This is a genomic window from Mycetocola sp. Y791, from assembly GCF_059445325.1.
This window is the reverse complement of the sequence record NZ_JCAIUC010000001.1, coordinates 225,727-237,488: the sequence shown is the minus strand read 5'-3', so window position 1 is coordinate 237,488 and position 11,762 is coordinate 225,727. Positions and strand designations below refer to the sequence as shown.

The 11,762-nt window shown below is 67.8% G+C and carries 8 protein-coding genes and 2 tRNA genes; 2 read left to right on the top strand and 8 right to left on the bottom strand.

The genetic code is table 11. The features are described from left to right. Window positions 1–19: 19 nt before the first annotated feature. The 5 genes from AC1C2N_RS01240 to AC1C2N_RS01220 all read right to left on the bottom strand — a co-directional run bounded on the left by AC1C2N_RS01240 (window position 20) and on the right by AC1C2N_RS01220 (window position 5,070). Entirely contained in the window at window positions 20–991 is a 972-nt protein-coding gene (locus tag AC1C2N_RS01240; protein WP_495432547.1) for an NAD-dependent epimerase/dehydratase family protein, read from the bottom strand. Then, a complete protein-coding gene (locus AC1C2N_RS01235) occupies window positions 988–3,660 on the bottom strand; it encodes an alpha/beta fold hydrolase (RefSeq protein ID WP_495432546.1) in 2,673 nt (890 codons plus the stop codon). The genes AC1C2N_RS01240 and AC1C2N_RS01235 overlap by 4 nt, the downstream gene beginning before the upstream one ends. Then, on the bottom strand, window positions 3,657–4,679 hold the full coding sequence (locus AC1C2N_RS01230; RefSeq protein WP_483405216.1) for a 3-oxoacyl-ACP synthase III: 1,023 nt from the start codon (window positions 4,677–4,679) through the stop codon (window positions 3,657–3,659). The genes AC1C2N_RS01235 and AC1C2N_RS01230 overlap by 4 nt, the downstream gene beginning before the upstream one ends. 210 nt (window positions 4,680–4,889) lie before the next feature. Beyond that, window positions 4,890–4,963 (bottom strand) — tRNA-Met (locus AC1C2N_RS01225). Between the two features lie 35 nt (window positions 4,964–4,998). Continuing rightward, window positions 4,999–5,070 (bottom strand) — tRNA-Thr (locus AC1C2N_RS01220). A 107-nt stretch (window positions 5,071–5,177) separates the two neighbouring features. Between AC1C2N_RS01220 and AC1C2N_RS01215 the strand changes: the two genes are divergently transcribed. After that, window positions 5,178–6,542 (top strand): serine/threonine-protein kinase, encoded by a 1,365-nt coding sequence (locus AC1C2N_RS01215; protein ID WP_495432545.1) that lies wholly within the window; start codon window positions 5,178–5,180, stop codon window positions 6,540–6,542. Next, window positions 6,539–7,147, top strand: a complete 609-nt coding sequence (locus tag AC1C2N_RS01210) for a hypothetical protein (protein WP_495432544.1) — start codon at window positions 6,539–6,541, stop codon at window positions 7,145–7,147. Before AC1C2N_RS01215 ends, AC1C2N_RS01210 begins: the two co-directional genes overlap by 4 nt. A 200-nt stretch (window positions 7,148–7,347) precedes the next feature. On the opposite strand, the gene AC1C2N_RS01205 is transcribed toward AC1C2N_RS01210, so the two are convergent. Genes AC1C2N_RS01205 through AC1C2N_RS01195 form a run of 3 tightly spaced genes read right to left on the bottom strand, consistent with a single transcriptional unit; the run spans window position 7,348 to window position 11,728 of the window. After that, on the bottom strand, window positions 7,348–9,177 hold the full coding sequence (locus AC1C2N_RS01205) for a glycoside hydrolase family 13 protein (protein WP_495432543.1): 1,830 nt from the start codon (window positions 9,175–9,177) through the stop codon (window positions 7,348–7,350). Then, window positions 9,177–10,106: a sugar ABC transporter permease gene (locus tag AC1C2N_RS01200; protein ID WP_495432542.1), complete on the bottom strand. Its 930-nt coding sequence runs from the start codon at window positions 10,104–10,106 to the stop codon at window positions 9,177–9,179. The genes AC1C2N_RS01205 and AC1C2N_RS01200 overlap by 1 nt, the downstream gene beginning before the upstream one ends. Then, window positions 10,106–11,728 (bottom strand): ABC transporter permease subunit, encoded by a 1,623-nt coding sequence (locus AC1C2N_RS01195; RefSeq protein WP_483405210.1) that lies wholly within the window; start codon window positions 11,726–11,728, stop codon window positions 10,106–10,108. The genes AC1C2N_RS01200 and AC1C2N_RS01195 overlap by 1 nt, the downstream gene beginning before the upstream one ends. Window positions 11,729–11,762: the final 34 nt, after the last annotated feature.

Sequence of the window (11,762 nt, the reverse complement as noted above, 5' to 3'; positions counted from 1 at the left end):
GGGTCGTGCGCGGGTCGCGTCAGGGGCTGCGGTACGACTCCGCCAGGCGACGGAAGCCCTCGTCGAGCGACACCGCGGGCGTCCACTCGAGGTCGGCGCGCGTGCGGCGCTGGTCGAACCAGTGCGCCGTCGACAGTTGCTCGGCCAGGAACCGCGTCATCGGCGGCTCGTCAACGCCGGGCTTCACGCGCCAGGCCCGCTCGATAAGCGACCCGGCACCACGGGCCAGGCCGGCGGGCACACTCCAGCGCGGTGCCGCGACTCCGGCCGCGCCACAGATTCCGGCGAGCAGCTCAGCTACCGGCCGCGGCTCCCCATTGGTGAGCACGTATGAGTTGCCGTGAACGGCATCCACCCGCTCCAGCGCGGCAGCGATACCCGACGCCGCGTTATCGATGTAGATCGTGTCGATGAGCGCGGCTCCAGCATCGAGCAGCGGCAGCCGTCCGGACCGCGCACGTTCCACCACCCGCGCGACGAGTTGCGTGTCACCCGGACCCCAGACGAGGTGCGGCCGAACGGCAACGACCCGAAGCTCCGGCGAGTCAGCGGCAAGAGCGAGCAACTCGGCCTCCGCCTTGGTCCGCGCATAGTCGCCGCGAGCGTGCGTCGGGTCGGCGGGCAGCGCGTCATCCCCGACGATCGACGTCCCGGCGTGAGCAACGGACGGCGACGACACGAACACGAACTTCCCGATACCCGAGGCGGATGCCGCGGCCAGCAGGTTGCGTGTCCCGCCGACGTTGATGCGGTCGAAATCGGCCGGGTCACCGGCGAGCGACACCTTCGCGGCCAGGTGGACTATCGCGTCCTGGTCCGCAACCGCGCGAGCGACAGCATCCGTTTCGGTGACCGAACCGAGCACATCGGTAACGCCATCGACGCCGGATGGGCGCCGCTGAAAGGTCGTCACCTCGTGACCGGCCGAGCGGATCTCGGCGGCAACTGCACGCCCGAGCAACCCGCTCGCACCGGTGACGAGGACTCTCACGGGTTCGTCATCCGTCCGCCGGCGAGGATGCCGCCGGCCCAGTCGGACAGGGCCGAACGGTTGATCTTGGAATTGTGACGGATGTCGGTTGGCAGCCGCGGAACGACGAGGGCAGCCGCAATCGGAACGTCGACCATGCCGCGGATGGCATCGGCAAGCGCAGGCGTCGCGAGGGACACATTCCGAGCCGGCGGCACGGTCTCAACGACGGCGACGACCTGGCGATTGCCGTCAGGGCCGACACCGACGACACCGGCGCGCGCGACCTCGTGCAGCCGCTCGATGGCCTGCTCGGGTCCGACGGGGGTCAGCACGCCGTCCGCCGTTGCGATGACGTGAGGCATCCGGCCCTCGACCCAGAGCCGGCCAGCGGTGTCGAGGTGGCCGACGTCGCCGGTACGGTGCCAGCGTTCGCCCGGCACTCCCCCGCGGCGGCTGGCCCGGTGGGTCAGCCAGAGCCGGTCGTAGTGGTCTTCAACGTGCGGCGCAGAGACGATGATCTCGCCGGTGACGTTCGGCTCGTCGGTGAGGTCTTCGGTGGAGCGACCGGTCTCGTCGAGCGGCGCGATGCGCACGCGCGTGACGCCCGTTGGCCTGCCGACGCACACGCCACCAGCACCGGCTTCGGCTGCAGCCTCACGGATGCCGTCGAGCGTGATGTCGGTCATCAGCAGCCCCTCAGTCATGCCGTACGGGGTATGCGCTGTCGCGTTCGGCATGAGCGCCGAGATCGCGGCGAGCAGGGGTTCGGAAACGGGCGCACCGGCGGAGAGGAACCGTTCGACCCCGGCGAGCGCCTCGCGGTCGGCGTCCGTCAGCTCGCCGGCGGTGGCGACGACATTCGCGACCGCGGCCGGTGACAGGAACACGACCGTGGCGTCAACGGCGGCGACCGCTGCGGCGACGGCGGTCGCGGTGAGGGTCTTCGGCGAGGTCACGTCCATGTCGGGCGTGACCGACCGGGCGCCGAGCGCCGGGCCGAGCAGCGCGAACGGCGCAAAGCCGGCGACGAGCCCTGTCCCAACGCCGACGCCGTACTGAGCGGCGAGCGCGTCACGCACCGCGGACAGCTGGGCGTGGGTGTAGACGACGCCCTTCGCCGGCCCGGTCGAGCCTGAGGTGAACAGCACGGCAGCGGTGTCGGTCGGTGCGGGAGGCTCTGGCATGATCTCGTCCGAACCGAGCGAGATCAGGTCGGAGAGCGAGTACGACACGTCGAGCGCGCGGCGAACCGGCGCCGGGTAGGTCGCCGTCGAGATCTTCTGGCCGGGCCAGCCGAGCGCGCGCGCCGCAGCAAGACCGGTCGCCGCACCGATGATGTGGTCGGGGCACGCGCCGCGAACGGCTCGGGTCAGTCCCTTGAGACCGAGGCCAGCGTCAGCGACGACGACGATCGCGCCAATCCGCAGGCACGCGTAGAGAACGGCGACGAGGTCGGCGCTCGGCGGGATCAGCAGCGACACCCGGTCGCCCTTGGTCACACCGATCGCGCTGAGTCCAGAGGCAATCTGGCGCACCCGGCGCGACAGCAACTTCCAGCTGACGACGCGCGGCTCATCGCCCGTCGGCGGCACCATGTCGACCACGACCGTGTCGTCGCTGTCACTCAATTCGTCGAGGTAGTGCCAGAGCGGCTGGCGCTCGTCGTCGGCAGCGGCATCCGTTGCGGCGACAGAATCGGCACCGGCAGAGCGGATGCCGTCGGCCAGCCAGGTCAGGACGGCACCGGCGTAGTCCACGTCTTCCGCGACGAGGTGACCGGCACCTTCGAACCGGTGCACATCGGCGTGCGGCAGCCGGTCGATGAGGTCGTCGAGGTACTTGTCGCTGAAGATCGGGTCTCGCGGACCCCACAGCATGAGCGCAGGAACGGTGAGCTGGGCGACCCCCGAGGAGATCCGGGTGAGTTCGGCGAAGCTCTCGTGGCCGGCGTCGACGGGGATGTCGGCGACGAAACCGCCGATGCCGCCGCGCCGGGTCGCGTCGCTGTATGGCGCGCGGTAGCCGTCCTTGACGGCTTTCGGCAGCGCCGGGTTGGCGAGGGCCAGGGTCGTCTCGAGGAACGCGGGCGTCGCCACCGTGGCGTTGCCGAGCAGCGCCGGCTGCAGCGCGAGCCGGAGCGGCGCAGGAATCTGGTCGGTTTCTGGCTGGTGCACGGCCGTGTTGAGCAGCATCACACCGGCGAGCAGGTCGGGGTGATCGACGGCCCAGCCGAGCGACACGACACCGCCCCAGTCGTGTCCGAGGGTGAACACCGGTCCGTCGAGCTCGAGCGCGTCGGTGAGCGCACCGAGGTCCCGAACACGCTGCGAGAGCGGTCGACGCTCACCCGTGCGTTCGGAGAAGCCCATGTCCAGCTGGTCGACGGCGATAACGCGCCACGCCTCGCCGCCGTTGGCGGCGGCATCCGTCGCCTGTGACACGAGACGGCGCCACAGGTACGACCAGGTCGGGTTACCGTGAACGCAGAGAATGGTGCCGACCGGCGTGACGCCAAGTTCGGCGAGGCGGCCGGCGTTGTCGAGAACGTGCCAGTCGTGACCAACGGATGCCGCGGCATCCGTCGTCGTCACGATCCGGGAGAAGGCGGGATCGAGCCCGTCGAGGCCGAGCGGGGGAAGGGTCGCGGGCGAGCGCAGCTCAGCCGCACGCGGCAGCCGGGGACTCACCAGGCGAGTTCCATCATCGCCGTGTTGAGGCCGGAACCAACGCCCATGAGCAGCACGCGGTCGCCGCTCTTGAGGCTGTCCGCCTGCGAGGCGAGCGTGATGGGGATGGACGCGGGGCCGACGTTGCCGAGGGTCGGGTAGGTCAGTGGCACCCGAGTGCGATCGATGCCGATCGCCTTGATGATGGCGTTGGTGTGCACGTCGGACACCTGGTGCATGATGTAGCGGTCCATCGAGGCCCAGCTCCAGTCGGTGCGGGCTTCTTTCCACGCCGAAGTGACGAGCTGCATGCCGCCCTTGAGCAGCGCCTTCGCGTCGGTGAACATGCCGTCGACGCTGCCGACGCAGAGTTCGTTGAACTGGGTGGCCGCACGAGTGACGCCGCCGAGGATGCGGTGCCCGTTCGGGTTGTCATCAGCGCGACCGAGAACAGCGGCTGCAGCGCCTGACCCGAGGGTGAGGCTCGCGAACTCGCTCATGAAGTCTGTGCGGCTGATGTCCGGGCGGTGAAGCCGCTCGATGGTGTTGTGCTGGATCTCGTCGGCATCCTCGCCGTCGATGATCACCGCGTATTCGATCTGACCGGCGTCGATGAGCTGCGACGCCAGGGTCATCCCGTTCACGAAGCCGAGGCACGCGTTGGCGATGTCGAAGTTGATCGCCGACGACGGCAGGCCGAGCCCGTGGTGCATCTTGACCGCGACAGACGGTTCGAGGTGCTTGCGGGTCACCGAGGTGTTGATGAGAAGGCCGACTTTGTCGGGAGTGATACCGGCGGATGCCATGGCGCGATTGCCTGCATCGACCGCGGCGGTATCGAAGGTGACGCCTTCTTCCCAGTTGCGGCGCTCGTGAACGCCGGCGACGCGCTGCAGCAGGCGCTGCGGCAAACGCAGCCGCTTGAGCACGGGTTTCAGGCGGGCGTCGATCTCCTCCGACGTTGTGACGCGAGAGGCGAGTGTGGACGAAACAGACAGCAACGAGACGTTGCGATGTGTGGTCGTTGCATTGCCGGCCAAAAAAGACTCCCTCTCGACCTCGGCGACGCCGAGTACCCATCGATTTTACGTTGCCGCGGGCTGAACGTTTACCGGGGTTGCACTCCGTCGCCTTTGCATGCATGGTGCGACGGCCGGGATGACGGAAACAGGGGCCCCGGAAACGGAGAAACCCCAAGGTGGCGAGACCTTGGGGTTCAGTGGGAAGAGGCCTTGAGGGGCCTTTCCCCGTAGCAGGAGCGGGATTCGAACCCGCGACCTCACGATTATGAGTCGTGCGCTCTCACCAACTGAGCTACCCTGCCGCGAAACTTCGCCCGGGCTTACCGAGAAAGTAACGAGCCCCGAGTCGGGTTTGAACCGACGACCTCTTCCTTACCAAGGAAGTGCTCTACCACTGAGCTACCGGAGCGTGGCCATACGAAATGGCACCAGTAGAGACTAGCATCCATCGCGGGGTGCTTCGAACCATACCGGGCGCTTGTGCTGGAACCGTAGCATGGCAGGAGGGAAGGACCCATGACCGAGATCTCACACGCACCGCCCATCGACCTGACTCTGTCGGGACGGTACCGCCTGCTCGCGCTCATCGGCGCAGGCGGCATGGCCTCGGTGTACCGTGCCCACGACGAGTCGCTGCAGCGCGACGTCGCCGTCAAACTTTTTTCGCCGGCATCCGCGTCGCCGGGCGACTTCCGCCGGCAGCAGGGCGAGATGTCATTGCTCGCGAGCCTGACCCACCCCGGGCTCGTGACGCTGCTCGACGCCGGAACCGATGAGACCGACCCGCTGCACCCCCGCTCCTACCTCGTGATGGAACTCATCCGCGGGTCAGACCTCCGCGAGGGGCTCGCCCACGGGGCGCTCAGCGCCGACGACACCCGGCACATCGGTGCCGACCTCGCCGATGCCCTGAATTACATCCACGACAGGGGCGTCGTGCACCGCGACGTGAAACCCGCGAACATCCTGCTCGCCCACACGGCGGGCAACGACACGCGCCCGCACCCGAAGCTCAGTGACTTCGGCATCGCCCGCCTGGTGGATGGCACCCGCATCACGGCGACGCACTTCACGGTCGGCTCCGCGGGGTATCTCAGTCCCGAACAGGCCCGCGGAGACGACGTCGGACCGGCGAGCGACGTGTACTCCCTAGGCCTGGTCCTCCTCGAGTGCGCGACCGGCCGGCGCGCATTCTCCGGGTCGGGGCAGCACGCGGCGCTCGCTCCGCTGACGCGTGACCCCGAGCTGCCGGGTGACCTTGACCCGCTGCTCGCCGAGACGCTCACCGCCATGACTGCGCGGCTGCCCGCGAACCGGCCGACCGCGCACGAGGTCGCGCTGGCGCTTCGCGGCATCCGGCGGCTCGGCGCTTACCGGTCGGCCGCAGACCCCGACGAGGCGACCGCCGCGATGGCCGTGGTCGACACCGGCTCCCCCACCGCGGCGACCGTGGTCGACACCGGCTCCCCTACCGCGCTGACCGTGGTCGACACCGGCTCCCCCACCGCGCTGACCGTGGTCGACACTGGCTCCCCTACCGCGTTGACCGTGGTCGACACCGGCTCCCCCACCGCGCTGTTGGGTGCCACGTCGGAGGCCAGCACGGCGCGGACCGCACTCCTCACACCCGGCACACCCGGCACGTCGCGAGAGTCGGTAACGGATGCCGTGACGGCGGCGTCGGTGCCCGCACGGCCACGCCGGCGCATCAGGTTGACGGCAACCCTCGCGGCAGCGGCAGCAGCCGTCGTCATCGCGACCGCCGTCGCCCTGGGGGTCTCCCTGAGCGGCACCACAGAACCTGCGCCCGTCGACTACCCGGCGGTGCCGGGCGAGATCGGCGAGCACCTCGACGAGCTGCAGAAGAGCGTGACACCATGAGCGCCCGTTTCATTGCCGGTCCCCCCTCCCGTGTGGCGCCGCTCATGCTCGCGTCCGTTCTGGGCGTCGCCACGCTGACGGGGTGCCAGTCGAGCGCGCCGGACCTGGACACCGACGCGGCGACGCGCTTCCAGGCGACAGTGCTCACGGTCACGCAGGCGGTGGCCGACGGTGAACTGCAGCTCGCGCGTGACACGCTCACGACGTTCGACACCGAACTCGAGGAGGCAGCCGCCGACGGCTCCGTCTCATTCGCTCGGCACAAGCGCATCGACGCGGCACTCGCCGCAGTGCTCGCCGATGTCGACGCCGCACTGGCAGCACAGGCCCCGGCGCCCGTCGAACCGGAGCCGCAGCCGCAGCCGCAGCCGACAACGACCGTCACGCCCGTGAGTCCCACGACGCCGGTCCCCGACGAGGAAAACGAAGACGAACCCGATGAGTCCGAGCCCGATGAGTCCGAGCCGGACGAGTCGGAACCAAACGGGCCCGGGAACGGGAACGGCAACGGGAACGGGAACGGGAACGGCAACAACGAGAAGGGGCCCAAGGCGCCCAAAGCCCCCAAGGAGCCGAAAGCCCCGAAGGCCAAGCCGGGCGAGTAGGCCCGTCCGCGAGTTGCGCGGCGAGCACGTCGCTCCGAGCGCTTCCCCGCGAGCACGTCCCCTCGCCGGGTTGCACCGCGAGCACGTCCCCTCCGAGCGCTGCACATCCATGCTCGCGCTGCAGAAGTATCTGCAGCGTGGGCATGGATGTGTAGCGGTGGTGAGGAAGCCCGGCTACGGCGCGCTCGAGGCAGCCGGCGCTACAGCGCGACGCCCGCCAACTGCCACACGGCGAAAGCCGGCCCGTCGCCCGACAGGCGGATGCCATCCTCGTCGGTGGACAGCGCCGCCGAACCGAACAGGCGGGTGGCTGATGGCACGCCGCCGACGGCATCCGCGCGCAGGTGCAGATCGAAGTCCGCGCGCGCCGCAACCACGAGGATCGTCTCGAACTCGTCTTCGCGGGCGTAGACGAGCACATCGTCACCGACGTGCAGCCACCGCATACCGCCGCCGTTGAGCGACGAGTGCGCACGGCGCAGGCCGATGAGCGTCGCGTACAGGTCGATCCGCTCGCCGGCTTCGTCGGCGCGCTCCCACGGCATCGGTGTCCGCGAGTGTTCGCCGTCGATACCGGTGAGCCCGAACTCGTCGCCGGCGAAGACGACCGGGATGCCCGGCAGCGTCATCGACATGCCGAGCGCGACGGGGATCACCCCGGGCAGTGCGTGCGTCGCGAACCGCGGGGTGTCGTGGGTGTCGAGCGCGTTCATGGTGGCGAGCCTGGTCTGCCACGGGAAACCCGCGGAGAACTGCCGGTGCGCGCGATAGAACTGCTGCCCGGTGTACGTCGGCATGGTCGACATGTTCATCCCGAGGCCGCCGCCCGCCGGGGTGCCCGGTTCGCTGAGCCAGCCCCAGAGCGGCCGGGTGAAGTTGGCGTAGGTCATCGCACCGTGCCAGCCGTCGCCCTGGAAATCGACCGATGCGTCATTGGTCGACTCAGCGACGAGCAGGGTGTCTGGATTCACGTCGATCATCGTGCGGCGGATGGTGCGGCGCACATCGGCGTTGAGGTCCTGGTCCGCCAAACGGCCGGTCATGTTGGCCACGTCGATGCGCCAGCCGTCGAGCGCGAACGGGGGCTTCAGCCACTTGGCGACGATCGAGTCATCGCCCTCGATGAACCGGCGGCGCAGTTCGGGCGAGTTCCAGTTGAGCTTCGGCAGGCTCGGCACGCCCAGCCACGACGCGTACGTCTCCTGCTCGTCATCGAGCCAGTGATAGAAGTCGCTCTCGATGGCTTCCGGATGCCGGTGGGCAGCGACGAACCAGTCGTGGGCGTCGCCGGAATGGTTGCTGGTGAGGTCACCGAGGACGCGGAGTCCGCGAGCGTGCGCGGCCTCGACGAGCCGCACGAGCGCCTCATCGCCGCCGAGCAGCGGATCGACGGCGTCGAAGTTGGACGCGTCGTAGCGGTGATTGGATCGGCCCGCGAAGATCGGGGTGAGGTACAGGGCGCTGACGCCGAGCTTCTCGAGGTGGTCAAGGTGCAGGGTGATGCCGTCGAGGTCGCCCCCGAAAAACTGCTGCGAGCGAGCGGGCTGCTCGAGCAGAACCTCGTCGTCCCACTCGGCGGGGATCGCCCAGTCCGGAGCTTCCCGCTGGCTGGCTGCCGCACTCCGCGCAAACCGGTCGGGGAGGATCTGGTACAGCACGGTGCCTGATGCCCACCGGGGAGGAGCGGGGTGGCTCGTGAGCTTGAAATCCTCGCTGTCGAGCGTCTCGGTGTCGAAGACGCCGCGGGCGTTGATCCAGTGGTCTCGCCCGTCGCCCGTCCGCACGACCCACCGGTAGCCGTGCACCGGGTTCTCGATGAGAATCTCCGCCTGCCACCAGTCCCAGCCGGCCACTGTGCTCAGCAGGGTGGCTTCAGAGAAGCGCGGCTCGCGATCCGGGTTCGAACGCACCCGGACCGCGAGCGGCTCGCCGAGGGCGTGCGGCACGCGGAGCCGGACCTGCACCCACTCGCCGAGCGCCGGCGACTGGTTGGAGACGTAGAGCGGGGACCCGTCGTGGTGCGGTTCCATTACTTGACGGCGCCGGCGGTGAGGCCGGAGACAATGTACTTCTGCAGGTACAGGAACAGCGCCATCACCGGGATCGCCGCGAGCACTGCACCGGCGGCGAAGACGCCCCAGTTGCTGGAGAACTCCTGCGACACGAACTGGTAGAGGCCGACGGCGAGTGTCTGCCGCTCGGGACTCACCAGCACAACGCTCGCGATGACGAAGTCGCTCGTGGTTGCGATGAAGCTCAGCAGCCCGACCACCGCGAGGATCGGTGCGACGAGGCGCAGGATGATGGTGAAGAAGATCCGTGCGTGACCGGCACCGTCAAGCTTGGCCGCTTCGTCGAGCGACGACGGGACCGTGTTGAAGAACCCGTACATCAGGTACGTGTTCACGCCGAGCGCTCCGCCGAGGTACACGAGGATCAGGGCGATCTGGTTGTCCAGGCCGAGGATCGGGAAGATATCGCCGAGCGTCGTGAGCAGGAGGAAGATCGCGACCACCGCGAGCAGCTGCGGGAAGATCTGCACGATCAGCAGCGACATCAGTCCGAACCGGCGGCCGACGAATCGCATCCGGCTGAAGCAGTATGCGGCGAGCGCGCCGAGGAAGACGGTTCCGACCGCCGTGGTCAGGCCGATGACGAGAGTGTTCACGAACCACGCGGCGTACGGCTGCTCCGGAGTGTTGAACAGGTCGACGTAGTTGTCGAGGCCGAACGCGGAGAAAAGACCGTTCGACTGCAACAGTGTGCCGTTCGGGTTGAACGACGCGCTCAGGACGTACAACAGCGGGAAGACCGAGAAGACGACCATCACGATGCCGACGAGGTGCCGCCATCCGGTTGCTGCGAACCAGCGGCTGAACTTGAACGGCCGCTTCGTGGGGATCGAGCGTGGCTCGGTCGGGGTGCCGGTAGCGGCGACCGTTGGAATGGTGAGAGACATTAGTTCAAGTCCTCCAGTGCCTTTGTCTGCCGAAAGCTCACGATGGCGATGATCGCCACGATCACGAAGATGATGATCGAGAATGCGCTCGCGAGCCCGTAGTCACGGTTGGCCCCGACGAACGCGACCTTGTAAACCATCGAGATGAGGATGTCGGACCCGCCGACGTTGATGCTCGCCGACGCGTCTCGCGGACCGCCGTTGGTGAGCATATAGATCAGATTGAAGTTGTTGAAGTTGAACGCGAACGATGAAATCAGCAACGGGGCAACCGAGACGAGCAGCAGGGGGAACTTGATGCGGCGGAACACCTGCCACGGGTTCGCGCCGTCCATCTTCGCCGCTTCCTGCAGTTCGTCGGGGATTGACTGGAGTGCCCCGGTGCAGACGAGGAACATGTACGGGAAGCCGAGCCAGAGGTTGACGAACAGGATGCTGAACTTCGCCAGCCACTCGTTGGTCAGCCAGGGGATCTCTGCCCCGCCGAGGAGCGCGAGGTTGACGAACCCGAAGTCCTTGTTGAGCATTCCAGCCCAGACGAGGGCGCCGAGGAAGCCGGGGAACGCGTACGGCAGGATCATCAGCACGCGGTAGAACTTCCTGCCCCGCATCCTCATGTCGTTGAAGACGACAGCGAGGAACAGGCCGAGCATGAACGTCGTCGCGACGCTGAGTATTGCAAAGAGGAAGGTCCACGTCGTGACGGCGATGAGCGGTCCGCGGATGCTCTGGTCGGTGAAGGCCGTGAGGTAGTTCTCCGCCCCGATCACGACGCTCCAGCCTGGCAGCAGTTCTTCGCCGTCCTCCGAGGTGAACGCGCCGTTGCCGGTGTCGGAGTAGACGACACCGGTCTCGGTGTTCGTCATGGTGTCAGCGGCCTCGTCGTAGGCAAGCGTGGAGAGGTAGAGGTACGCGCTCGATCCGTCGGGGGTTCGGAGAGCCCCGTCGTTGGGGTCGTCCGAGATCTGCACGGTCATGGCCGCGATCGCGTCCTGGTTGGTGACGATGTCGGTGAAGTTGAGGCTGGTGTAGCCCGGCAGGCTCACGGCCTTGTCGCCGGACATCTCGGCGTCGGACACCTCGGTCAGCGGGGTCTCGGTGTTTCCGATCAGCACGTCACCGTCGGGGTCAGTCACCAGGAAGCTGAACGCGCCCAGCTGCTCAACGACGGTGAGGCCGTAGGTCGGAGAGTCCGGCACACGGTACTGGGCCGACTGGATCAGCGAGCTGACGGCATCCGCTTTGGTGCTGTTGTGGCCGGTGCCGTAATTGGTGAAGGAGATGTACGCGGTGTAGCCGATGACGAAGATCTGGAAGATCAGGAGGAAGACGAGGCCGGGGGCCAGGTACTTCAGCGGCAGCAGTCCACGCTTGAAGTAGATGACGTTGATCGCCACGGTGACCAGCAGGACGATCGCGAAGATCACCCAGTCCTGCCGGAGGAAGAGCACGAAGAGGCCATAGACGGCAATGGCGTCAACGACGGCGAGCATGCCGATCTTGATGAGGAGAGCCGTTATCGACCCAGACGCGTGTTCAGCGATGCGAGCGGCGCGCTTCTGCCGCTTCGACTCGGCGACCTGCGGTGTGGTCTCGGGGGATTTCTCGGTGCTCGTCTGCATGGTCGCCTCAGTTGATGTGTGCGTGACGGAGAAA